20 protein-coding genes and 1 tRNA gene are annotated in these 22,467 nt (G+C 67.9%); 15 read left to right on the top strand and 6 right to left on the bottom strand.

Going from position 1 to position 22,467, the window contains the following annotated elements:
• Positions 1-113: 113 nt before the first annotated feature.
• The 4 genes from ACT9TC_RS04470 to ACT9TC_RS04455 all read right to left on the bottom strand — a co-directional run bounded on the left by ACT9TC_RS04470 (position 114) and on the right by ACT9TC_RS04455 (position 6,578).
• Positions 114-1,553, bottom strand: coding sequence for a sugar porter family MFS transporter (locus tag ACT9TC_RS04470; protein ID WP_458042865.1), 1,440 nt, complete (start codon positions 1,551-1,553; stop codon positions 114-116).
• Between the two features lie 98 nt (positions 1,554-1,651).
• Positions 1,652-3,676, bottom strand: coding sequence for a glycosyl hydrolase (locus tag ACT9TC_RS04465; protein ID WP_458042216.1), 2,025 nt, complete (start codon positions 3,674-3,676; stop codon positions 1,652-1,654).
• A complete protein-coding gene (locus ACT9TC_RS04460; RefSeq protein WP_458042215.1) occupies positions 3,673-4,410 on the bottom strand; it encodes an HlyD family efflux transporter periplasmic adaptor subunit in 738 nt (245 codons plus the stop codon). Before ACT9TC_RS04460 ends, ACT9TC_RS04465 begins: the two co-directional genes overlap by 4 nt.
• Positions 4,407-6,578, bottom strand: coding sequence for a glycosyltransferase (locus ACT9TC_RS04455; RefSeq protein ID WP_458042214.1), 2,172 nt, complete (start codon positions 6,576-6,578; stop codon positions 4,407-4,409). Before ACT9TC_RS04455 ends, ACT9TC_RS04460 begins: the two co-directional genes overlap by 4 nt.
• A gap of 193 nt (positions 6,579-6,771) precedes the next feature.
• Here ACT9TC_RS04455 and rsmA point away from each other — a divergent pair, with 193 nt between their 5' ends.
• From rsmA to ACT9TC_RS04410, 9 genes are all read left to right on the top strand, one after another.
• Positions 6,772-7,659 carry a 16S rRNA (adenine(1518)-N(6)/adenine(1519)-N(6))-dimethyltransferase RsmA gene (rsmA, locus tag ACT9TC_RS04450; RefSeq protein WP_458042213.1) on the top strand — a complete coding sequence of 296 codons (888 nt, stop codon included), beginning with the start codon at positions 6,772-6,774 and terminating at the stop codon, positions 7,657-7,659.
• Positions 7,656-8,720, top strand: a complete 1,065-nt coding sequence (locus ACT9TC_RS04445; RefSeq protein ID WP_458042212.1) for an aldo/keto reductase — start codon at positions 7,656-7,658, stop codon at positions 8,718-8,720. The genes rsmA and ACT9TC_RS04445 overlap by 4 nt, the downstream gene beginning before the upstream one ends.
• Positions 8,717-9,661 (top strand): 4-(cytidine 5'-diphospho)-2-C-methyl-D-erythritol kinase, encoded by a 945-nt coding sequence (locus tag ACT9TC_RS04440; RefSeq protein WP_458042211.1) that lies wholly within the window; start codon positions 8,717-8,719, stop codon positions 9,659-9,661. The genes ACT9TC_RS04445 and ACT9TC_RS04440 overlap by 4 nt, the downstream gene beginning before the upstream one ends.
• A 122-nt stretch (positions 9,662-9,783) precedes the next feature.
• On the top strand, positions 9,784-10,086 hold the full coding sequence (locus ACT9TC_RS04435; RefSeq protein ID WP_458042210.1) for a DUF427 domain-containing protein: 303 nt from the start codon (positions 9,784-9,786) through the stop codon (positions 10,084-10,086).
• A 16-nt stretch (positions 10,087-10,102) separates the two neighbouring features.
• Positions 10,103-10,927, top strand: a complete 825-nt coding sequence (locus ACT9TC_RS04430; protein ID WP_458042209.1) for an ABC transporter ATP-binding protein — start codon at positions 10,103-10,105, stop codon at positions 10,925-10,927.
• On the top strand, positions 10,924-11,616 hold the full coding sequence (locus tag ACT9TC_RS04425) for an ABC transporter permease (protein ID WP_458042208.1): 693 nt from the start codon (positions 10,924-10,926) through the stop codon (positions 11,614-11,616). Before ACT9TC_RS04430 ends, ACT9TC_RS04425 begins: the two co-directional genes overlap by 4 nt.
• Complete coding sequence (locus ACT9TC_RS04420; RefSeq protein WP_458042207.1) at positions 11,613-12,365, top strand: ABC transporter permease; 753 nt, start codon at positions 11,613-11,615, stop codon at positions 12,363-12,365. Before ACT9TC_RS04425 ends, ACT9TC_RS04420 begins: the two co-directional genes overlap by 4 nt.
• Positions 12,366-12,465: 100 nt before the next feature.
• Positions 12,466-13,377: an ABC transporter substrate-binding protein gene (locus tag ACT9TC_RS04415; protein ID WP_458042206.1), complete on the top strand. Its 912-nt coding sequence runs from the start codon at positions 12,466-12,468 to the stop codon at positions 13,375-13,377.
• A 249-nt stretch (positions 13,378-13,626) separates the two neighbouring features.
• Positions 13,627-15,426, top strand: coding sequence for an ABC-F family ATP-binding cassette domain-containing protein (locus tag ACT9TC_RS04410; RefSeq protein WP_458042205.1), 1,800 nt, complete (start codon positions 13,627-13,629; stop codon positions 15,424-15,426).
• A gap of 44 nt (positions 15,427-15,470) precedes the next feature.
• On the opposite strand, the gene ACT9TC_RS04405 is transcribed toward ACT9TC_RS04410, so the two are convergent.
• Together ACT9TC_RS04405 and ACT9TC_RS04400 are read right to left on the bottom strand one after the other, a co-directional pair.
• The gene (locus ACT9TC_RS04405; RefSeq protein WP_458042204.1) at positions 15,471-16,004 is read right to left on the bottom strand and encodes a hypothetical protein; all 534 of its coding nucleotides are present in this window, start codon (positions 16,002-16,004) and stop codon (positions 15,471-15,473) included.
• 25 nt (positions 16,005-16,029) lie between these two features.
• A complete protein-coding gene (locus ACT9TC_RS04400) occupies positions 16,030-16,530 on the bottom strand; it encodes a MarR family winged helix-turn-helix transcriptional regulator (RefSeq protein ID WP_458042203.1) in 501 nt (166 codons plus the stop codon).
• A 175-nt stretch (positions 16,531-16,705) separates the two neighbouring features.
• On the opposite strand from ACT9TC_RS04400, the gene ACT9TC_RS04395 reads away from it, so the two are divergent.
• From ACT9TC_RS04395 to ACT9TC_RS04370, 6 genes are all read left to right on the top strand, one after another.
• Positions 16,706-16,777, top strand: a tRNA-Gln gene (locus ACT9TC_RS04395).
• A 1-nt stretch (position 16,778) separates the two neighbouring features.
• Positions 16,779-18,221 (top strand): bifunctional UDP-N-acetylglucosamine diphosphorylase/glucosamine-1-phosphate N-acetyltransferase GlmU, encoded by a 1,443-nt coding sequence (glmU, locus tag ACT9TC_RS04390; RefSeq protein ID WP_458042202.1) that lies wholly within the window; start codon positions 16,779-16,781, stop codon positions 18,219-18,221.
• The gene (locus tag ACT9TC_RS04385; protein ID WP_458042201.1) at positions 18,196-19,230 is read left to right on the top strand and encodes a ribose-phosphate diphosphokinase; all 1,035 of its coding nucleotides are present in this window, start codon (positions 18,196-18,198) and stop codon (positions 19,228-19,230) included. The genes glmU and ACT9TC_RS04385 overlap by 26 nt, the downstream gene beginning before the upstream one ends.
• Positions 19,231-19,350: 120 nt before the next feature.
• Positions 19,351-19,851, top strand: a complete 501-nt coding sequence (locus ACT9TC_RS04380; protein WP_458042200.1) for an FMN-binding protein — start codon at positions 19,351-19,353, stop codon at positions 19,849-19,851.
• Positions 19,848-20,759 carry an FAD:protein FMN transferase gene (locus ACT9TC_RS04375; protein ID WP_458042864.1) on the top strand — a complete coding sequence of 304 codons (912 nt, stop codon included), beginning with the start codon at positions 19,848-19,850 and terminating at the stop codon, positions 20,757-20,759. Before ACT9TC_RS04380 ends, ACT9TC_RS04375 begins: the two co-directional genes overlap by 4 nt.
• An 82-nt stretch (positions 20,760-20,841) precedes the next feature.
• A complete protein-coding gene (locus ACT9TC_RS04370; protein WP_458042863.1) occupies positions 20,842-22,428 on the top strand; it encodes an FAD-dependent oxidoreductase in 1,587 nt (528 codons plus the stop codon).
• Positions 22,429-22,467 lie beyond the last annotated feature (39 nt).

The raw sequence follows: 22,467 nt of genomic DNA, 5'->3' as shown, positions 1-22,467 counted from the left end.
TCTCGCTGCGCTCGCTCAACGACCGAGGCTGGGCCGGTCGTTGAGCGAGGACGCGTAGTGACCGAGGCTGGGCCGGTCGTTGAGTGAGGACGCGTAGCGACCGAGTCGAAACGTCAGCGCGCGCGGGCAGCCTTCGCGGCCGCGCGATCGTCGGCCGCCGCGGTGAAGAGGGTCTCGGTCTGCTCGAGCTCCATGCCCTTGGTTTCGGGGATGCGCAACAGAACGTAGAAGAACGACAGTGCCGCGAAAACCGCGTACATCAGGTACGTGATCGGCAGCGACCATCCGGACATCGCCGGGAAGCTCACCGTGATGAGGAAGTTCGCGATCCACTGCGCACCCGCCGCGACGCCGAGCGCCTTGCCACGGATGCGGCTCGGGAAGATCTCACCGAGGAGCACCCACACGAGCGGGCCCCACGAAGCACCGAACCCGATCACGAAGAGGTTCGCGGCGACCAGGGCGATCGGTCCCCACGCGCCGGGAAGCGACACTTCTCCATCCACCGTCTCGGCGAAGGCGAACGCGAGGGCCATCGTCCCGAGCGAGACCGCCATCAGCACCGACCCGGTCATCAGGATCGGCTTGCGCCCGACGCGGTCGACCAGGACGATCGCCACGATCGTCACCGCGACGTTGGTGACGGACGTGATCACACCGATCAGCAGCGAGTTCTGTTCGGTGAAGCCCACGGCCAACCACAGCGTCGTCGAGTAGTAGAAGATCACATTGATGCCGACGAACTGTTGGAAGACCGACAGGATGATGCCGGTCCAGACGATCGGCTGGAGACCGAGCGCCTTGCCGCGGAGCGATACGCCCCGCGACTTCTTGTCTTCCTGGATCTTCTGGTCGAGCTCGCGCATGGTCTGCTCGAGGTCGGCCTCGGGCACCAGTCGTGCGTACACCGCGCGCGCCTCGTCGTAGCGGCCCTTCGCGATGAGGAAGCGGGGGGACTCCGGCATCGTGAACGCCAGCACACCGTAGACGAGCGCCGGGATGGCTTCTACGAGCAGCATCCACCGCCACGCCTCGAGCCCGAACCACAACTGTGACGAGGCGCCACCCGCAACTCCCGCGAGAACGGCGTTGGAGAGCAGGGCGCCGAAGATGCCGAGCGTGATCGCCAACTGCTGGAGGGAACCCAGCGTGCCACGGATCTGCCGAGGAGCGACCTCGGCGATGTAGGCGGGCGCGACGACGGAGGCGATGCCGATGCCCAGGCCGCCGATGAAACGCCAGACGGTGAGGTCGATCGCGCTGAAGGCGAGTCCCGAGCCGATCGCGCTCGCGAAGAACAGCACGGCGCCGACCATCATGACCCGCAGGCGACCCCAGCGGTCGCTCAGGACGCCCGCCAACACCGCGCCCAAAGCGCAGCCCAGGAGAGCGATCGCGACGACGAAGCCCGTCACGACATCGTTGAGGCCGAACTGGTTCTCGATCGAGGCGACAGCGCCGTTGATGACCGAGGAGTCGAAGCCGAAGAGAAAGCCGCCGACGGCCGCTGCTATCGACAGCGCCACCGCCCTGCGCCCGAACGGGCTCTTCATCGAGAACGCTTGCGTGGGGATGGCTCCGGTGCTCACGACCGACACATTACCCCCGCGGGCGATGGGCAGGACGCATCACCACCAGGGCGATTCCTCCCTCAGCCGGGGATCGCCGCCAGCCACGCCAGCAGGAGGGAGCGCGCGTTGCCGGCATCGATAGCGGAGTCCGGGAGCGCGGCGAGAGCCTCGGCTGCCTCGGCCGCCGCGTCGCCCGTGCCCAGTGCGGCGTAGGCGAGCACGTAGTCGCCCAGGGCGCCGTCGAAGGCCTCCGCGCCGCCCGCCTCGGCGACGTTGAGATCGACGCGCCCGGGATTCTCGCCGAGATACGCGTACCCGATCGGTGACACCGGGATCAGCTGAATTCCGAGGATCGCGGATGGCTCGGCGCTGAACCACGTCGCATAGTCGCGCTTGCCACCCCACGTAAGCGACACCATGCCGTGCGCAAAGTCGGCGGCGCCGGGGATGCCGGACAGGTCGGGTTCGAGCCACAGGGTTCGCGCGGCAAAAGCTTCGGCCGACAGCATCCAGGTCGCCTGATCCCGCAGAGCGTCATCGCCCGTCACCTCAGCCCAGAGCCCGAGAGCGTTCCAGGCCATGACAGCCTCGGAGGACGACTCCTGGTTGTTCCCGTCGGCGAACGGCGCGAGCCCGGAAGCCCACGAGTGCCCGCGGTACGGGTCGAAGTGTCGCAGGGAGGGCAGGGCGGCGTCGTCGCCCGCGGCGATGTCCGCGGCGAGCGCCGAGATCACCGGGCGCAGGGTCTCGATCCGGTCCGGCTCGAGCGTGCCAAGCGCCGCAGCCGCCGACAGGAAGTATCCGTAGTGGAAGTGGTGATCGTTGGCCTGCTCCGAGCCGAACGAGGGCGTCAACCCGACGACGGTGCGCAGCGTCGGGTCGTATACGAAGCAGCGCGTTTCGCGCACGTCGCAGCCCGCCGGGTCCATCCACTCCGCCATTTCAGTCCAGAGGCGGTCTGCGCCCTCTCGAGCCAGGTCCTCTTCGCCGAGGCTCTGCGCGAGCAAGGCGAGGGAGCCTATCCGCGCCAGGGCCTTGCCGCCGCCGTAGGTATCGGAGGGGAGCGGGGGCGTAGCGGCCAGGTCTTCGCGGAGGGCGACGACGATCTCTGCGCGCGCCTCCGCGTCGGCGCCGCCCAGATCGAAGGACGCGGTGGGTGTCAGTCGCGGCACGCTCTGACTGAGTTCGGCGGTTGCGCAGGCTATGGCCGTTCCGTACGCCGTGTCGAAGGTGCCGAGGCCGCACGAATCGTCGACGTGGTGTCCGGGCGAGGGCACCAGGATCGTCGATCCCTCGTCGGCGTAGATCATCCGGGTGGTGACGGTCTCGTCCTCGAGGGTGAAGGATGTCTCGACCCCGGCGATCGGCTCACCCAGCGCGTCCGCCCATGCCTCGATGGTCGAGTCCGCGGGTACCGCGAACCATTGCGCGCTGTCGCCGCCGCGAAGACGCACGCTCGAGCCGTCCACCTCGGCCGTGGGCGCAAACACGCCATAGGTTCGTCCGTTCGCCGTCACGCTCCAGGTGCCCGCGCTCTCAGCGACGAGTGGTGTCGGTGCGGAGAGGGCCGTGTCGCGCGCCGCGGTAAACCCCACGACAGGCCATCCTTCGGCGATGGTGACCTCGCCGACCGCTCCGCCGTCATCCCCGTACTCCAGTGTCACCGACACCGGGTCGTACCGCGTGGCCACGAAAGACGTACCCTCGGTCGCGATTGCCAGACCTTCGCCGGCGGATGCCGCGATCGTCGTCGCGGTGACCGCGACATCCGGCAGTTCGAGCGAGAACGTCGAGCCCGTGGCGCGGAAGGCGAGCGGGTACGGGTAGACGGCCGTCGGTTCGTCACCGAACACGAGGCCGGAGTACCAGCGGTTCGTCGGAGGGACGTCGCCGTCGGCGAGACGCATCGTGACGCCCGTGGCCAGCTCGCGTTCGGGGAGTGGCCCCCAACCGGCAGCACTGGCGCCCGCTTCGCCGTTCGCCTCGCCGGAGGATGCATCGTCGGGAGAAACAAGAGAACACGCAGTCAGTCCCGCTACGAGCACCGCCACGAGCACGCCGATCTTCGCCGCGGCGAGCCCGCCGCGGCGAAGCGCGTGCGTCACAGGCCGACTTTTCGCAGCAGGTCGCTGACGGCATCCGTGATGCCGGCGAGCGGACCGTCGTCGCGCAGCTCGACGGTCGCCTCGACGGGAGTACCGGGCTGGAACGGCCCCGTCGTCAACGCGCCCGTGAGGTCGTCGCTTTCGATCCGGAGCGTCGAGAGAGCTTGACCGTCGACCGTGGTGACCTGGATGGCGGTCACCTCACCGGTGAGGGTGGATTGATTCGGTAGGCGGAGGTCGACGCTGCTCCCCACCTCCATGCGGCCATAGTCGCGCGCGGTGAGGACGAACTGGGCCTCGACGAACAGGCTGCCGGCGCGGTCGACGGTTGCGAGCACGCCGCCCGCCTGCGCGTATCCGCCCTGCGGAACGTCCACGGACGAGACGACGCCGTCGACGGTGGAGACGAGCGTGGCTGTGCCCTCCGCGTCGATATCGGCGGTCGTGGTGACCGCGCCCGCGTCACCGTCCGCGGTGGCGAGATCACGTTGAAGGGCGAGGCTGCGCACGGTGAAGAGCGGCTGCCCCGCCACGACGTTGTCGCCTTCCTCGACGAGCTGGTCGATGACGATGCCCCCGAAGTCGGTTCCGACGGGATAACGCTGCGACACGAGCATGGCGCTCGCGCTCTGCGCGTGGTGCTGGCGCTGGTTGAACACCAGCGTGAGGGCCGCGACGATCGCGAACGTGACGATCAGTCCAGCGACGAGGCGCAGCCTGTTGCCCCAGGTCATCGGTCAGCTCCAGCTGCAGCACCGATGCCGGCACCGACGAGTTGTGCTTCGGCGCGCGCTCGGCGGGCCTCGGCGCGTGTGCGGGGCACCGCGGCGGTCGTTGACGGCATGGAACTCGGCGTGGTCTTCCCGGGTGCCGCGGCCGGGCTCAGAAGAGCCGGCGGCACCAGGACCGGAAGATCCGCGCCCGGTCGTCTGGCGCGCTCCGGCGCCGGTGCAACGGCCGACGGGCGGACGGATGCTGCGCCGCTCGGACGTGAGACGACGGTCCGCGCGATCGGTGGCAAGACGGGTGCGAGGCTTGCGAGGTCGCGTGGTTCCTGACGCTTGATCCAGCGCGACTCGCGGGAAACCGCGATCAGGAAGGCGCCCAAGATGAGGGTGTTGGTCGCGTTCCACGCGGTGGCCAGCGTGAACGTCTCGTTCTGTGTGTCTCGCCAGATTGCCACGACGGTCGTCAGGGCCAGGAAGACGAAGAACATCATCTGCGGCAGAACGAAGTTGAACGGGGAACGTCTCGTCGACGAACCCGTCACATGCCAACCGACATCCTTGCCCGTGATGACGTTCGCGAGCGCCTTGGTGTAGATCGGGAACGAGACCGTCGCGAGGGTGAGTGTCTCCCACTTGAACGAACCGACGGCGAACCAGGCCAACAAGACCTGCATCACGTAGAAACCGGCGTAGTACAGGGCCCAGGTCGCGACGCTCAGCTCCATGGTGACGGGGCGCAGATCGAAGTAGATCTCGAGCGGCGGGACGAGCAGGAGCAACAGCGGCGAGATTCCGGTCAGGTAGAAGCTGGCTGTGACGAGGTATTGGATGCGCTGATCCATCGTCAAGCGGCGCTTCGGGCTGAACGGGTTGTACCGGAGCAGGATCTCGAACCCGCCCGTCGCCCAGCGCAGCTGCTGCTTGCTGTAGGCCTCCACCGTCTCGGGGGCATCGCCGATCGCCAGCACGTCGGGAATGAAGACCGAGCGCCAGCCGTTCTCGTGCAGTGTCAGCGTGGTCCAGACGTCCTCGGACTTCGAGTCTGTGTAGAGGCCGCCGATCTCGTCGATCGCGCTCCGCCGGAAGATGACGTTCGTGCCCACGCAGAGCGCGGCGTTGAATCGGTTGCGACCGGGCTGCACGAAGCGGTAGAAGACGCTCTGCATGTACGCCGCACCCCGCGCGATGACCGTGTGGAGATTGCCGTACACCTGAGGCGTCTGCACGAACGCGACCTTCTCTTCGATGAAGAACGGCAGCGTCTCGATCAGGAAGCGGGGCGAGGGAACGAAGTCGGCATCGAGCACAACGAAGTAGTCGCCCTTCGCGAGCGTCAGCGCGTGGTTGATGTTTCCGGCCTTCGCCCCGTGGGACTCGAGGCGGCGGACGTAGCGCGCGCCGAGCTCTGCGGCGAGCGCGCGCACCTCGTCGGAGTGGCCGTCATCGAGCACCCATGTCAGGTGGCGGCCTTCGATAGCGAGTGCTGCCGTGACCGTGCGGCGGATGACGCCGAGGTCTTCGCCGTAGGCGGTGATGAGCACGTCGATGTCGACGGGGCGTGCGTCGAGCACCAGCCGGTCATCCGGTCCGCGCAGCCGCGCCGCCGCGTCGTGGAACGCGAAGCTGCGGGGCTCACGAGCGCCGGAGAGAATCGTCCACATCGACAGCAGGGCGTGGAAGACGAGAATCGACTCGGCGATGATCACCATCGTGTACGGGATCGGATCACCGCGCTGCGCGGGGCTGAGCAGGAACGTCGAGTAGAGCAGGATGCCGATCGTCGCGATGATGACGACGAGCGTCATGACCGGGGTCGGGCCGCTGCGCGCCGCGGCGTGCTGGTCGTATGCGTTGGTGCGCAGAGCGCGTTGGTCGGCGCGCGAGGCGAACTCGAGCCGGCTATCGACCGGCTCGCGGTCAGCGGAGGGGGCGGACGGCGCCGCCGCGGGCAACGACGGACCCGGATCGAGCGCCTCGGGCAGCGAAACGGGGTCCGGCGTGGATATCGGTGTCGGTGCCGGTGTCGGTGCGCCCTGAAGCGCAAGAACCTCCGCGCGTGTTCGCGCCTGAGCGATCTGATAGACCGGAGCGAGCGCCTGATCGCCGTGGCGGGATCGCTCGTCGTCGCCCCTGCGTTGCTTTTCCTGCGCGCGCGTCTCAATGACGATCGCCATACGTCCCCCAGCTGTCTCGCTCTTCCCCAGTGCGATAGCGACGTCATCGGCGCTTACGGACAAAAGATGCCCGTCGTGAGCGGCTTTCCCCAGCCACTCGTCCTCTACCGTACCTGCTCCCGTGCGAGAACGGACCGCCGCGATGTGAACATCGTGTGACGATCCGCGGGAGCCCACGGCCTAGGCTGGGCGCATGTCGGTGACACTCCTCGGCGCATCCGAGATCCGCCGACTCGCGGCCGAGCTCGACGTGACGCCCACCAAGAAGCTCGGGCAGAACTTCGTCGTCGACGCCAATACCGTGCGTCGGATCGTGCAGATCGCCCGCGTCACAGAGCACGACCGGGTCGTCGAGGTCGGACCCGGGCTCGGGTCTCTGACGCTTGCGATCCTGGAGGCCGGGGCATCCGTCACCGCCGTCGAGATCGATCATCGTCTCGCGGCTCGTCTGCCCGAAACGGCGACGGCACACGGGGTAGCCGATGGCGCGCTCACCGTCGTCGATGCCGACGCCCTGCGGGTGACGGAGCTCCCCGGGGACCCGCGCGTGCTCGTTGCCAACCTGCCCTACAACGTCTCGGTGCCCGTGCTGCTGCACCTGCTCGAACACTTTTCGGGGCTCGAACGCGGCGTGGTGATGGTGCAGTCGGAAGTGGGGGAGCGGCTTGCGGCGCCCCCCGGGGCGAAGGTCTACGGTGCGCCGAGCGTCAAGGCGGCCTGGTACGGAAAATGGCGGCTGGCCGGAATGGTGTCGCGTCAGGTGTTCTGGCCCGTGCCGAACGTCGACTCCGTGCTCGTCGCCTTCGAGCGCGACGCGCAGCCGCGGGGAAGCGACGACGACCGGCGCGCGGTGTTCGCCATCGTCGATGCCGCATTCCAACAGCGACGCAAGATGCTCCGTCAGGCGCTCGCTGCGGTGCTCGGCGGGAGCGCTGCGGATGCCTCGGCGATCCTCACGGCGGCGGGCGTTGCTCCGACGGCACGAGGCGAAGAGCTCGGCATCGACGAGTTCGAGCGCATCGCCGCCGCTTTGCGCAAAGCAGCGCCGGGATCCGTGGGCATCGCTAGCCTGGACGGATGAGCGACAGCGTCAGGTTTCCTCCCGCATACGAACTCCACCGCCCCTACGTGGCGGCGGAAGACCGTTACAGCAACACCGATTACCGCCAGGTCGGCACCTCCGGCCTGTACCTTCCGCCGATCTCTCTCGGCCTGTGGTGGAACTTCGGCGACAACATCCCGTTCGACAACCAGCGCGCGCTCCTGCGCGGCGCGTTCGACCGTGGCATCACGCACTTCGATCTGGCGAACAACTACGGCCCCCCGTACGGCACCGCCGAGACGAACTTCGGACGGATGATGCGGGAAGACCTCGCGCCGTACCGCAATGAACTCATCATCTCGTCGAAGGCCGGCTACGACATATGGCCGGGTCCCTACGGCAACCACGGTTCGCGCAAGTACCTGATCGCGTCCGCCGAAGAGTCGCTCACGCGAATGGGTCTCGACTACGTCGACATTTTTTATTCGCACCGCGCGGATGCGGTGACGCCCATCGAGGAAACCGTGGGTGCGCTCGACACCCTGGTGCGTCAGGGCAAGGCGCTTTACGTCGGCATTTCGTCGTACAGCGCGGAGCGGACGGCCGAAGCCGTCGCGGTGGCGCGCTCGCTCGGGACGCCGCTCGTCATCCACCAGCCGTCGTACTCGATTCTGAACCGGTGGATCGAGGACGGCTTGACGGGCGTGCTCCGCCAGGAGGGGATGGGCGCGATCGCGTTCACGCCGCTCGCGCAGGGCCTGCTGACCTCCAAGTATCTGGGCGACGGTTCGGCCGAGCGCGCGCAGAAGCGCGGTTCGCTGCCGAGCGGGCGCCTCTCGGACGGCGCCGTCGCGAAGCTCCGGGGCCTCGACGTCATCGCCCAGGAACGCGGTCAGACCCTCGCACAGCTCGCGCTGCAGTGGGTGCTGCGCGATGGCGTCGTCTCGTCCGCCCTCATCGGGGCATCCCGCACCGAGCAGCTCGACGAGAACATCGCGGCGCTGTCGGGACCGGCCTTCGATACCGAGGAACTCGAGCAGATCGACGCCCTGTCGGACTCGCTCGACGTCAACCTCTGGGCGGAGTCGTCTGACCTGTGAGCACCGCCGGCCCCCTGCTGCCCGACGCGGCGCGCGTGCACGTGCGCGCGCCGGGCAAGGTGAACGTCTTCCTCGAGGTCGGCCGGGTCATGGACGACGGTTACCACGAGCTGGCGACGGCCTTTCAGGCCGTGTCACTGTTCGAGGATGTGTGGGCCACCGCATCCGATGAGTTCTCGATTTCGGTGCACGGCCCCGTCGATACTTCCGGCGTCCCACTCGACGATCGGAACCTCGCCCTTCGCGCCGCACGGTTACTCGCGAGCAAGACGGGTTACGACGGTGGTGTGCATCTCGAGATCCGCAAGGGTGTGCCCGTGGCGGGTGGCATGGGCGGCGGTTCGGCCGATGCGGCCGCGGCCCTCGTCGCGTGTGACGCGCTGTGGGACACGCGACTCACAACCACGCAGTTGCAGGGGCTGGCCGCACGGCTCGGGGCCGATGTTCCTTTCGCACTGCAGGGCGGCACGGCCATCGGTACGGGGCGGGGCGCCGAGCTGAGCCCCGCTCTCGCGCGCGGGCGATTCGAGTGGGTCTTCGTGACGGATGACGGCGGCCTGTCGACTCCGCAGGTATATGCCGAACTCGATGCGCATCGCGAGCGAGCCCAGACCGACATCGCCCCGGCGGCTCGCCAGCCCGTGGTCGACCCGGACGTGCTGCACGCGCTCCGCGCGGGCGATCCCATCCGGCTCGCGGCGGCGCTCCGCAACGATCTTCAGGTCGCGGCCCAGAATCTGCGCCCGGATCTCGTGGCGCGCATCGAGGAAGGTGAGCGCGCGGGGGCCCTCGCGGGAATCGTCTCGGGGTCCGGCCCGACCACGGCGTTCCTCTGCGCCGATGCCGAGGCGGCTCTCGATGTGTGCGTCGCGCTCTCGGCCTCGGGCCACGTCGCCCTCAGCGCCCACGGCCCCGTGCCGGGCGCCCGCGTCATCCCCTGACGCCTACGCGCGAGGACGCCCAGTCCCGAGCCCATAGCCGGTTCCGAAGTGGTTTCGCAAGCCCGGCCCCCGTGTCGGCGGGGGCCGCTAGGCTCGGACCGTCCGCTCTGGCAGGAGGAATTATGCGCGCGCTCGTAGGTGACCTGGTGGTCGCAGAAGCACCCGAAGAAGACCTGGTTCGGATCGAAGGCAACTGGTATTTCCCGCAGTCGAGCCTCACCGAGGGGCTGCTCGTCGAGAGCCCCACGCCGTATACCTGCCCGTGGAAGGGCGTGTGCCAGTACTGGTCGCTCCAGTCCGACGACGTGCAGATCGCCGACGTGGGGTGGAGCTATCCCGAGCCCTACGACGGGGCCGTCGAGCGCGTTGGCCGCGACTTCGCGGGACATGTCGCCTTCGGCAAGGATGTCTCGGTCGTCCCGTGACGGCTGAGCCCCGAAGATGATCGAGTTTCGCTCGGTCTCCAAGGAGTATCCGGACGGCACCGCGGCCGTCGATGACTTTTCGTTGGTCGTGCCCGCGCACAAGACGACCGTGCTCGTTGGGTCGTCCGGATGCGGCAAGACCACCCTGCTGCGCATGGTCAACCGCATGGTCGACCCCACCGCCGGGTCGATCGAGATCGACGGCGAAGACATCCTGAGTCGGAACGCTGTTCAGTTGCGGCGCAGCATCGGCTACGTCATGCAGAACTCCGGATTGCTGCCGCACATCACGGTCGCCGACAACATCGCCACGGTGCCCGTGCTGCAGGGCACTCCGCGTCGTGCGGCGCGCGAGCGTGCGCTCGAACTCATGAACACGGTCGGGCTCGATCCGGCGTTCGCCGATCGTTACCCCGCCCAGCTTTCGGGTGGGCAGCAGCAGCGCGTCGGCGTTGCGCGCGGCCTCGCGGCCGACCCCAACATTCTGCTGATGGACGAGCCCTTCGGCGCCGTCGACCCCATCGTTCGTGCTGAGCTGCAGAACGAGCTGATCCGCCTGCAGGAGGGGCTCGGCAAGACGATCATCTTCGTCACCCACGATGTGGATGAGGCGTTCTTGCTCGGCGACCAGGTTGTCATCCTCGAAAAGGGTGCGGCCGTTGCGCAGGTCGGCAGCCCCGACGAGATCATCGAAAACCCCGCGAACGATTTCGTGGCGAGCTTCATCGGCGCCGACAAGGGCAAGCGCGCGCTGAGTCTCAAAGAGACGGCGCACGGCACGGTGGTGATCGACGCCGAAGGCCGCACGCAGGGCGCGCTGGTAGGACGGTCGATCACGTGACCTGGGTTCTCGACAACCTCGACGTGATCGGCGGACTGACGCTCGAGCATCTGCGCCAAAGCGTCATAGCGATCCTGATCGGATTCGTCGTTTCGGTGCCGCTCGGATGGGTGGCGTTCCGGTACCGACTGCTCCGGAGCGGACTCATCACGATCACCGGCCTGCTCTACACGATCCCCTCGCTCGCGCTCCTCATGCTTCTGCCCGCGATTTTCGGGTACCGCGTGATCAGCCAGACGAACCTCATCATCGCCCTCACGATCTACGCGGTCGCGATCATGGTGCGCGCGGTGTCGGACGGCCTGCAGTCGGTCGATCCCGGCATCCGGCAAGCGTCCACCGCCGTCGGGTACGGATCGTTCCGCCGCTTCTGGGCCGTCGAATTCCCGCTCGCGGGTCCCGTGATTCTCGCGGGGCTCCGTGTGACGGCGGTCAGCACCATCTCGCTGGCCACGGTGGGGATCCTCGTTGGCGTCGAGAATCTCGGCTACCTGTTCACGAACGGGCTGCAGCGTCGCATCATCCCCGAAGTGCTCGCGGGGGTCGTCGCTGTCGTGGTCATTGCGCTCGTCATCGACTACCTGCTCGTGCTCGCTGGCCGCGCATTGATGCCCTGGGAGCGCACAGGCTCGCGGCGCTCGGTTCGACGTGCTCGCCGCGCCATTGCCGCGAGTGAGGTGACCGCGTGAACGTTCTTGCGGATGCCATCGCGTGGATGCTCGCACCCGAACGGTGGTCGGGGCCGACCGGCATCCCCGTGGCCCTGGCGCAACACCTCGGCTTCACCTTCGTGTCCGTTCTGATCGCCGCGGCAATCGCCGTCCCCGTCGGCTGGGCCATCGGCCACACGGGCAAGGGCCGCGAGATCGCCGTGTCGCTGTCGGGTGCTGCGCGTGCCATCCCCTCGTTCGGCCTGCTCATCTTGCTTGTGCTCGTCATGGGCGTGTTGCAGACGCAGGCCGCTGCGGTTATCACGTTCGTGCTTCTGGGTATTCCGTCGATCCTCGCCGGGGCGTACGCGGGATTCGAGGCCATCGACCGGCGAGTGATCGATGCGGGGCGAGCCGTAGGGATGACCGAGTGGCAGATTCTCTGGCGCATCGAGGTGCCGCTCGGGTTGCCGCTGCTCGTTTCGGGTCTGCGTGCCGCAACTCTGCAGATCGTCGCGACCGTCACGATTGCGGCGTACGTGGGGCTCGGGGGCCTGGGGCAGTACATCATCCAGGGCATCAACCTGAACCGCTTCAACCAGGTGCTGGCCGGGGCGATTCTCGTCGCCGTGCTCGCCCTTATCCTCGACGCCCTGTTCGCGATCGCCGAGCGCCTCGTCGTGCCACGGGGCGTTGGCGCGGGGCGCGTGAGCGGTGCGGGTGCCCGAACCTCGCGGCGCCGGACCGGTACGCGCGTCACCGCATCCGTTCAGGGCTCGCCCGCCTGAGCGCTACCGACTGCGCGCGCAGGCTCCCCGTTCTGTCCACACAGCTCCACTCACCTAGCTCCATTCACCTAGCTCCATTCACAGAGAGAAGAACAGCACCATGTTCACAGCACACAAGAGGCTCGCCATCGGCGCGGCCATCGCCACCACCGCGGCGCTCGCGCTCGCAGGCTGCTCATCGAGCGACCCGCTCGCCGAAGAATCCGCGGGCCGCGCGCCCGCGAGCGACACGATCGTCATCGGATCGCAGGCCTACTACTCGAACGAGATCATCGCCGAGATTTACGCTCAGGCGCTCGAGGGCGCCGGCTTCGAGGTCGAGCGTGAGTTCAACATCGGGCAGCGCGACGTCTATATGCCCGAGATCGAGTCGGGCGCGATCACGCTCTTCCCCGAGTACAGCGGAAACCTGCTGCAGTACTTCGACGAAGACACCGAAGCCCGCACACCCGAGGACGTCTACGCCGCCCTGCAGGACGCGATGCCCGAAAACCTGACCGTGCTCGATCAATCGGGCGCGAGCGACCAGGACTCCTACACGGTGACCGCCGCGTTCGCCGAGGAGTGGGATCTGACGACGATCGCCGATCTGGCGAATGTCACGGTGCCGCTGACCCTCGGTGGCCCGCCCGAGCTCGCCGAGCGCCCCTACGGGCCGACCGGACTCGCCGACGTCTACGGCGTCGACGTGACCTTCTCGCCCACGGGTGACACGACCGTCGAGAACCTCGTCGCCGGCACGGTCAACGTCGCCAACGTCTTCACGGCCGACCCGCGCATCCAGACCCAGGATCTCGTCGTGCTCGAAGATCCCGAGGGCCTGTTCCTGGCGTCGAACGTCGTGCCGGTTGTGAACGCGGATGTCGCCGACGAGATCGCCGACGTCATCAACGCCGTCAGCGCGGCGCTGACCGCCGAGGCGCTCGTCGCCCTCAACGTGCAGAGCACGGAAGACCAGATGTCGCCCGACGACATCGCGGCCGCCTTCTTGGAAGAGAACGGCCTGGTCTGAGGTTCTCGCGGAATCTTCCGCGCACGAAGCGCCCGGCGCCGCCGCCCCGGGCGCTTCGTGCTGCGGGAGTCGCGTTCGCTCGGGAGGACGCGTTCGCTCGGGAGGACGCATAGGGCACGATTCGCCCTCCGGAGCGACCATACCCTCCGGAACGGACACTGCGCGTGCCCGGAGCCGCGAGCGGGTGCCGCCGACCGCCCTGTGCGGACCGTGTGATCCACACGCACCGGGTCGCATAGCCTAGAAGCGATGGCTCATCTTCTCGGGGCCGAGGCCCTGCACCTCGAATTCCCCACCAAAGTAGTGTTCGACTCGATCTCACTCGGCGTGAACGAGGGCGACCGCATCGGCATCGTCGGCCGGAACGGCGACGGCAAGTCGAGCCTGCTCGCCATGCTCGCGGGCCGCCTCGAACCCCACGGTGGTCGCGTGACCGTGCGCAACGGGGTGCGCATCGGCGTGCTCGACCAGGGCGACACCCTCGATGACGACGACACCATCGGTGGCGCCGTGATCGGTGACATCCCCGAACACGAGTGGGCGGGCAACCCCCTGATTCGTGACGTCCTGCAGGGTCTGCTCGGCGACCTCCCCTGGGAAGCGAAGCTGGGCTCGCTCTCGGGTGGTCAGCGCCGCCGGGTCGCGCTCGCGCGCCTGCTCAAGGGCGACTGGGACGTCCTGGCCCTGGATGAGCCCACCAACCACCTCGATGTCGAGGCCATCGCGTGGCTCGCCGAACATCTGAAGCGACGCTGGTCGCAGAACTCCGGCGGGATGCTGGTCGTCACGCACGACCGGTGGTTCCTCGATGAGGTCTGCAACACCACCTGGGAGGTGCACGATCGCATCGTCGACCCGTTCGAGGGTGGCTACGCGGCGTACATCCTGCAGCGGGTCGAGCGAGATCGCCAGGCGGCGACGATCGAGGCTCGTCGGCAGAATCTGGCCCGCAAAGAGCTCGCTTGGTTGCGCCGCGGCGCGCCCGCCCGCAGCACGAAGCCGAAGTTCCGCATCGACGCGGCCAACGAGCTGATCGCCGATGTGCCCGAGATTCGCGACCGGGTCTCGCTACAATCGCTCGCGGTGACGCGGCTGGGCAAGGACGTCGTCGACCTGCTCGACGTGTCGGTCGCGTACGACGGTGTGCCGGTGTTGAACGACATCGAGTGGCGCATCGCACCGGGGGAGCGCACCGGCATCCTCGGCGTGAACGGTGCGGGCAAGTCGACGTTGCTCGGGCTGATCGCCGACACCGTCCGGCCCACAACAGGTCGAGTCAAACGTGGCACGACCGTCAAGGTTGCGACCCTGACGCAGCAGATGGACTCGCTCGAGCCGCACTTGGCCGATCCCGTCCGCGTCGTCATCTCGGGTCTTCGCACGAGCTACACGATCGGCACCGGCTCGAAGGCGCAAGACCTCACCCCGGGTCAGCTGCTCGAACGGATGGGCTTCGCATCCGAGCAGCTCTCGACTCCGGTGAAGGATCTCTCGGGCGGTCAGAAGCGCCGCCTGCAGCTGCTGCTGATCTTGCTCGACCAGCCGAACGTGCTGATTCTCGACGAACCGACGAACGACCTCGACACCGACATGCTCGCCGCGATCGAAGACCTGCTCGACTCGTGGGCCGGCACCCTCATCGTGGTCAGCCACGACCGGTACTTCCTCGAGCGCGTGACCGACCAGCAGTACGCGATTCTCGATCATCGCCTGCGTCACCTGCCGGGCGGTATCGAGGAGTACCTGCGACTGCGTCACGCCCAGCAGCAGAGAAGTGCCGCACGGTCATCCGTCGGCCCCGTCTCGACGAAGGCCAGTTCGGGTCTCAGCGGGGGAGAGCTCCGCACCGCCCAGAAGGAGCTCGCGGCGATCGAGCGTCGCATCTCGAAGGTCGACGCCGAGATCACCGCCAAGCGCACGGCTCTCGCCGACCACGACCAGTCGGATTTCGCCGGGCTGGGCGAGAAGATGACGGCGATCGGCAAGCTCGAGAACGAGAACACCGAACTCGAGCATCGCTGGCTGGAGCTGTCGGAGCAACTGGAGTAGCCGACGGGTCGGCGCGCTCTGGCGAGGTGTTCAGTGCGCGGCGTTCAGTGCACGACGTAATTCAGCACCGTGATCAAGAAGCCGAGGAAAGCCGTCCCGGCGGCTCCGAGGATGCGCACGAAATGTCCGGCACCGCGTTGCGCGTAGGCGGAGTATCCGAGGATGCCCAGCTCGATGTTCGCGATGATGAGCGCGATGCCGACGGCATCCTCGGCATCCATTCGCGTCGTCGCCCCCAGGATCAACACCAACGTTGAGGGGATCGCTGCGTAGAGCATGCCCGCGGAGTGCCCGATCCCGCCGCTGAACGCCTTCCGAAAGCCCAGCTCGCCGTGGTCGCTCAGGGTGTGGGCGAATACGTGCGCGATGAAGAAAATGGTGAGCGAGAAGAGCGAGACGAGCAGCACTTCGGCGGAGTCGGTGGAGTCGTCCGACACGCCCGCGATCAGAGCCGAATACAGGATGAGACCGTAGACCGCAGAGGGACCCGCGAAGATGTGCCGCAGCCATCCGCGGAATCCTCGATGCCCATCTGCCGGCGACGTCTCGGAGGCGGGGGAGGGGAGGTCCTCGGTCATCGTGGCGCTCCGATCGGTTGGGCGGTCATTCGGCGTCGAACCCGAGGCTGAGCTTGCGCAGCAGTCCGGCGAGTCGTTCGCGGTCGGAGCGCGAGAGTTCCGAGAGCAGGTGCGACTCGGCGTCGACCAGGCGGGTGATCGCGGCGTCGACCCGCGTGCGCCCCTCGTCGGTGAGTGTGACGAGGACGCTTCGCCCGTCACCCGGGTCGGCTTCGCGGCGCACGAGTCGACGCCCGACCAGGCGGTCGATGCGGTTCGTCATGGTGCCGCTCGAGACGAGTGTCTGCTGCAGCAGCTGCTTCGGGCTCAGCTGGAACGGCTCACCCGCGCGGCGCAGGGCCGACAGCACGTCCCACTCCCAGGCGACGAGCTCGCTTCGTCCGAACGCCGCGCGCCGCGCGCGGTCGAGGTGGCGTGAGAGCCGATCGACGCGAGACAGCACCTCGAGGGGCGAGAAATCGAGGTCGGGGCGCTGCGCCATCCACGCCGCGACGATCCGGTCGACTTCGTCGCTCTCGCGTGACATCCCCCCATCATGGCATCGGGCGTGCGGCGTCGCAGGCGTTGAGGGGGTGCTCGCCTGGCACTACTTGTGGCCTCAGGTGCGTTGAGACCCCATTTTCTGCCAGGGGAGCGGGTCGTTGTGTGAGGGGGATCGCGCCGGGCTCTGGCAGACTGAAAGGGTCCGCATCGGCGGGCGGTCCGCCGTGGTGTAACGGCAGCACGACAGCCTTTGGAGCTGTTAGGTCTAGGTTCGAATCCTGGCGGCGGAGCATGAGCGATCAGAGTCTGGCCATCGTCGTCCTCGCCGCAGGGCAGGGCACGCGGATGAAATCGCGGACGCCGAAGGTTCTGCACCGCATCGGCGGCAGGTCCCTTCTGCAGCACGTGCTCGACACGGCGGGGACTCTCGACCCCGACCGGCTGCTCGTGGTCGTGCGGCACGAACGCGATCTGATCGCGGACGCGGTTCAGGATGTCGCACCCGAGGCGATCGTTGTCGATCAGGACGAGATCCCGGGCACCGGTCGCGCCGTGCAGGTCGCGCTCGAGCACCTGGCGGAGTTCGGCGGAGACATCCTGATCCTGAGCGCGGATGTGCCGCTGCTCGACGGTGAGACGCTCGCGGAGCTGGTCGCCGGGCACCGCGCGGCGGAGGCAGCCGTCACGCTTCTGAGCGCCCGCGTCGACGACCCGACGGGGTATGGGCGCATCATCCGCGGCGCGGACGGCGGCGTCATCGGCATCGTCGAGCAGCGGGATGCCTCGGCTGAGCAGCGTGCGATCGCCGAAATCAACGCCGGGGTCTACATCTTCCAGTCCGTGCCGCTGCGGCGCGAGATCGGTGCCCTCGACGACGACAACGCGCAGGGCGAGCGATACCTGACGGATGTCGTCGCGTTGTTCCACACCGCCGGGATGGCGATCGGTGCGACTCTCGCACCTGACCCGACGGCGGCGCTCGGCATCAACGACCGCGTTCAGCTGTCGGCAGCCGCGGCCGAGCTGAATGCCCGTACGGTTCGCCGCTGGCAGCTCGAGGGCGTCACCGTGCAGGATCCCGCGACAACCTGGATCGACGTGACCGCGTCCCTCGCACCCGACGTGACGGTGCTGCCGAACACCCACATCCTCCGCGCCACGAGTATCGCCGAGGGCGCGATCGTCGGCCCCGACACGAGCCTCGTCGACTGCGAGGTCGGCGAGGACGCCACAGTCACGCGCACCGATGCGACGCTCGCGGTCATCGGCGCCCGGGCGACGGTCGGTCCGTTCGCGTACCTGCGTCCCGGCACCTATCTCGGCGCGCAGGGCAAGATCGGCACCTTCGTGGAGACGAAGAACGCGCGGATCGGGAACGGCAGCAAGGTTCCGCACCTGTCGTACCTGGGCGATGCCGAGGTCGGTGTGGGCGCGAACGTCGGCGCTGGCACGATCATCGCCAACTACGACGGGGTCGAGAAGCACCGTACCGAGGTGGGCGACCACGTCCGCACCGGGGCGCACAACGTGTTCGTCGCGCCGGTTAGGATCGGTGATGGGGCCTACACCGGTGCCGGTACGGTCGTGCGGAAGGATGTTCCGCCGGGCGCGCTGGCTCTCACCGTGGCCTCGCAACGCAACGTCGAGGGCTGGGTCGTACGCAACCGACCTGGCACTGCCGCGGCTCAGGCCGCAGAGAAGGCCCCCAATGGCTCGCAAGAAGAAGACGGTTGACCTCGATCGAGATCTGGACATCGCGCCCGGACTCGTCGCTAAGACGAAGAAGCGGCTGGTCGTCGTCTCGGGACGCTCCGCTCCCGCCCTCGCCGACGAGGTAGCCGAAGCACTGGGCATCCAGCTGGCGCCGACCGAGCACCGCACCTTCGCGAGCGGCGAGATCTACACCCGCTTCGAGGTCTCGATCCGCGGGTGCGATGTCTTCGTGATCCAGTCGTTCGGTCACCCCGTGAACGAGTGGCTCATGGAGTTGCTCATCATGCTCGATGCCCTCAAGCGTGCCTCCGCGAAGCGCATCACGGTCGTCGCTCCGTATTACCCCTACTCCCGTCAGGACAAGAAAGGTCGGGGACGTGAGCCGATCAGTGCCCGCTTGATCGCCGATCTGCTGCGCACCGCCGGCGCCGACCGCATCATGTCGGTCGACCTGCACGCGGCCCAGATCCAGGGGTTCTTCGACGGCCCCGTCGATCACCTCTTCGCCAAGCCCGTGCTGCTCGAGTACTTCCAGCGGACGCTCTCGCAGGCCGACCGCGCCAAGCTCACGGTCGTCTCGCCCGACATGGGCCGCGTCCGCGTCGCCGACACCTGGTCGGACAGCCTGGGCGCGCCTCTGGCCATCATCCACAAGCGCCGGGACCCCAAGGTCGCCAATAAAGTCACGGTGCACGAGATCGTCGGTGAAGTCGCAGGGCGGGTCTGTCTACTCGTGGATGACATGATCGACACCGGTGGCACGATCGTGAAGGCCGCGCAGGCTCTGAAGGCCGCCGGCGCCGAGCGTGTCATCGTGGCCGCGACCCACGCCGTGTTCAGTGATCCCGCGTCGGAGCGCCTGCAGGACGTCGCGATCGACGAGGTCGTCGTGACCGACACCATCCCGCTGTCCGAGAGTCGTCGCTTCCCGGGCCTGACGATCCTGCCGATCGCGCCGATGCTGGCGCGCGCCATCCACGAGGTGTTCGAGGACGGCTCCGTCACGAGCATGTTCGACGGCGCGGCCTGAGCGCACGGCGGTCAGCCCTCAGAGATTCTTCATAGGAAGCTCCGACAGGATCGGAGAAGCGGCGCTCTACGCTCGGGATCACCGGCACAGAATGCCGGCCCATCGCCGAAGGAGCCCTTGATGATCCGCGACGCCCTCGCCCCTCACCCGCTTCGTGCCCGACCGATTCGTGTGGGTGCTGCCCTGATCGGTTTTGCCGGAACATTGGCGCTCGCCGGTTGCGGCACTGCCGCAGCGGATACGACGGATGCCGCGACCACCGAGCCCTCGTCGTCCACCGAGTCGTCGACCGACACCTCAACGGGGACCGGCGCCTCGGGTGCCGCTTACGTCGACGGCACCTACACGGCAACGGGCTCGTACCAGACCCCCGAAACGGTCGAGACGATCGAGGTCACGATCACCCTCGCGGACGACGTCATCACGGCGGTCGAAGTGTCGGGCGATCCGCAGGCATCCGAATCCGAGCGGTACCAGTCCGAGTTCATCGGCGGCATCGACGATGAGGTCGTGGGCGAGAACATCGACGACATCTCGGTCGATCGAGTCGCCGGGTCATCGCTCACGAGCGGCGGCTTCAACGAGGCGATCGACGCGATCGAGGACGAAGCGGCGGCCTGACCGTGGTCCTGCCGCCGGGCCCCACGGTGCCGCTAGCGGCAACGTGGGAGTTCGATGCGATCGGCACGCGCTGGCGCATCGACACGGCCACCGAGTTGCCCGACGAGGCCCGCGCTGCGGCGGATCGCGTCATCGAGGCGTTCGATTCCGCGTGGTCCCGGTTTCGTGCCGATTCGCTCGTCTCGCTGCTCGCGCGCGGGGGTGGGCCGGTTCCCGTGCCGCCGGATGGTGCGGCGATGCTGGACGCGTTCGAAGAACTATCGCTCGCGACATCCGGTGCCGTGAACCCTCTCGTCGGCGCATCCCTCGAGCGCCTGGGGTATGACGCCTCCTATTCGCTTCGGCCGGGGGAGCCGCTCGCGGCACCCACGAACTGGCCGACGCGAGTGCGCTGGCGTGACCAACGCCTGGCGCTCGATGAGCCCGCGATGATCGACGTCGGCGCGCTCGGTAAGGGGCGTCTCGTCGATGTCGTGGCGCGCACGCTCGAACCCTGGACAGACGGCCGGGCCGTGATCGACGCGAGCGGAGATCTGCTCGTGACCGGGGTGAGGCAACGCATCGGGCTGGAGCATCCGTTCGATGCCAAACGTGCGATCGGCGTCTGGGAGGTGACGGATGCAGCCCTCTGCGCCTCAGCGGCGAACCGTCGTGCCTGGGGCGACGGGTTGCATCACGTGCTCGATGCGCGCACCGGCGTGCCGGTCCGCGTCGTCGCCGCGACGTGGGTCGTCGCCGATACTGGGATGCGCGCGGACGCGCTGGCGACCGCGCTCTTCTTCGACGGCGGCGACGAACTCGCGCACAGGTGGGGTGCGGAATGGGTGCGGATGCTGACCACTGGGCGCGTGGAATGGTCGCACGGATGCTCCGCGGAGCTGTTCACGCGGACCTCTAGCGTGGCGTGAGTTCGCGTACGGGGCGGATTCACCCCTGCCCGCGATAGACAGAGCCGACGATCGATCGACAGAGGAGAATCGCGTGATCGCAATGGTGGTGGGGGGCTGGGCGCGTATCCGCGGGTACCTCGGACGCCTGTCGATGTATCGCCTTGTGCTGATGGCGCTCGGCGTCTTGACCCTGGTGGCGCTCGTGCTGTCGTTCTTCGGGCTCGTGGTGCCCTCACCGCTCGAGCTGGTCGTGACGGTCGCCGTGCTCTTCGTCGCCACAGTCGGAACGAATGCGCTCGCGCAGCGGATGCTGAAGCTGCCGATCCGGCACGAGTCGGCGCAGATCACCGTTGGCATCCTAGTCTTCATTCTGCGCCCGAGTCTCGACCCGCTGGAACTGCTCGGGATCGCCCTCGCCGGTGTGGTCGCAGCCGCGTCGAAGTACCTGATCGCGTGGCGGGGCCGGCACATCCTCAATCCCGCTGCGGTGGGCGCCGCCGTGCTGACGATGTCCGGGCTCGGTGCATCGGCGTGGTGGGTCGGTTCGCCCGTGCTCGCCGCGCCCGTGCTGGTTCTGGGATTGTTCGTGCTGGTGCGGACCGACCGGTTGCGGATCGTCGCGACGTTCTTCGTGGTCGCCGTCGGGGTGTACGTGCTGCGCGTCGCGGTGCAGTCGCAGGCCGCGGGTTTCGAGTTCGACGCCGGGCAGACACTGCCGTTCGCGCTGTGGTCGTCGCCCTTCCTCTTCCTCGGTGCGTTCATGCTGTCGGAGCCTCTGAGTTTGCCGCCTCGGCGTTGGCAGCAGATGACGGTCGCGGCCGTGGTCGGCGTGCTCGCGGGCTGGCCGATTTCGGTCGGATACTTCACGCTTGGCCAGGAGCGCGCGCTGCTCATCGGCAACCTGCTCGCGTTCGTGTGGGTGGCCCACCATGCTGTGCGGCTGCGCTTGGCCGATGCGCGCATGATCACGCCGTCCGTGCGTCAGCTGACGTTCGAGGCGCGGCGTCCGGTGCGATTCGTGGCCGGTCAGTACCTGGAACTCGATGTGCCGCACGCAAAAGCCGATGCCCGCGGCACGCGCCGGGAGTTCAGTATCGTGTCGGCCCCGAGTGACGCGCCGACTGTGCGGGTCGCTTACCGGGTCAAACCGGGTGCGGGTGTGGGCGTGGGCGTGGCTTCGGGTCAGGGGGCGGGGTCGGGGCCGGGGGAGAGCACGTTCAAGAAGGCGCTCGCGGTCGCGTCGCCGGGTGCCGAATATTCGGCGACGGGTGTCTGGGGCGACTTCTTGATGCCGAGCAACCCGAATGCGCCCGTGCTGCTCGTGGCGGCAGGCATCGGCATCACGCCCTTCGTCTCGCAGGTGCGTGAGGACCGCGCCCGAGGGATCGAGCGGAATGCGGTGTTGATCTACGTCGCGTCCGAAGCGTCGGAGCTGGCGTTCCGAGATGAGCTGGAGGCATCCGGTATCGAGGTCATCGTCTTCACCCGCGACCAGCCACGTGATCTTGCGGCCAGTTGGGTGTGGGCGCGGGGTGTCCGCCTCGATGCTGAGGGGCTACCGAGGGTCGTGCCCGACCTCTCGTCTCGTCACGCGTATGTATCGGGCCCGCCGAAGCTGATCGCCGAGTTGGCGCCCGCATTGGCTCAGGCTCGATCACTCACGACGGACGCATTCGCCGGGTACTGACCCTGCGTTGGCGCGTGCTCACGCCATGGGCGTGCTCGT

The organism is Microbacterium sp. HM-570 (genome assembly GCF_054165885.1).
This window is presented reverse-complemented; position numbering and strand designations above follow the sequence as displayed.

Bases quoted from the DNA above. Each gene is read 5' to 3' on its own strand.
- ACT9TC_RS04380 (WP_458042200.1), top strand. From the start codon at position 19,351: ATGATCCGCGACGCCCTCGCCCCTCACCCGCTTCGTGCCCGACCGATT.
- ACT9TC_RS04385 (WP_458042201.1), top strand. From the start codon at position 18,196: ATGGCTCGCAAGAAGAAGACGGTTGACCTCGATCGAGATCTGGACATC.
- ACT9TC_RS04445 (WP_458042212.1), top strand. From the start codon at position 7,656: ATGAGCGACAGCGTCAGGTTTCCTCCCGCATACGAACTCCACCGCCCC.
- ACT9TC_RS04435 (WP_458042210.1), top strand. From the start codon at position 9,784: ATGCGCGCGCTCGTAGGTGACCTGGTGGTCGCAGAAGCACCCGAAGAA.
- glmU (WP_458042202.1), top strand. From the start codon at position 16,779: ATGAGCGATCAGAGTCTGGCCATCGTCGTCCTCGCCGCAGGGCAGGGC.
- ACT9TC_RS04410 (WP_458042205.1), top strand. From the start codon at position 13,627: ATGGCTCATCTTCTCGGGGCCGAGGCCCTGCACCTCGAATTCCCCACC.
- ACT9TC_RS04370 (WP_458042863.1), top strand. From the start codon at position 20,842: ATGGTGGTGGGGGGCTGGGCGCGTATCCGCGGGTACCTCGGACGCCTG.
- ACT9TC_RS04405 (WP_458042204.1), bottom strand. From the start codon at position 16,004: ATGACCGAGGACCTCCCCTCCCCCGCCTCCGAGACGTCGCCGGCAGAT.
- ACT9TC_RS04400 (WP_458042203.1), bottom strand. From the start codon at position 16,530: ATGTCACGCGAGAGCGACGAAGTCGACCGGATCGTCGCGGCGTGGATG.
- ACT9TC_RS04455 (WP_458042214.1), bottom strand. From the start codon at position 6,578: ATGGCGATCGTCATTGAGACGCGCGCGCAGGAAAAGCAACGCAGGGGC.
- ACT9TC_RS04415 (WP_458042206.1), top strand. From the start codon at position 12,466: ATGTTCACAGCACACAAGAGGCTCGCCATCGGCGCGGCCATCGCCACC.
- rsmA (WP_458042213.1), top strand. From the start codon at position 6,772: ATGTCGGTGACACTCCTCGGCGCATCCGAGATCCGCCGACTCGCGGCC.
- ACT9TC_RS04430 (WP_458042209.1), top strand. From the start codon at position 10,103: ATGATCGAGTTTCGCTCGGTCTCCAAGGAGTATCCGGACGGCACCGCG.
- ACT9TC_RS04470 (WP_458042865.1), bottom strand. From the start codon at position 1,553: ATGAAGAGCCCGTTCGGGCGCAGGGCGGTGGCGCTGTCGATAGCAGCG.
- ACT9TC_RS04460 (WP_458042215.1), bottom strand. From the start codon at position 4,410: ATGACCTGGGGCAACAGGCTGCGCCTCGTCGCTGGACTGATCGTCACG.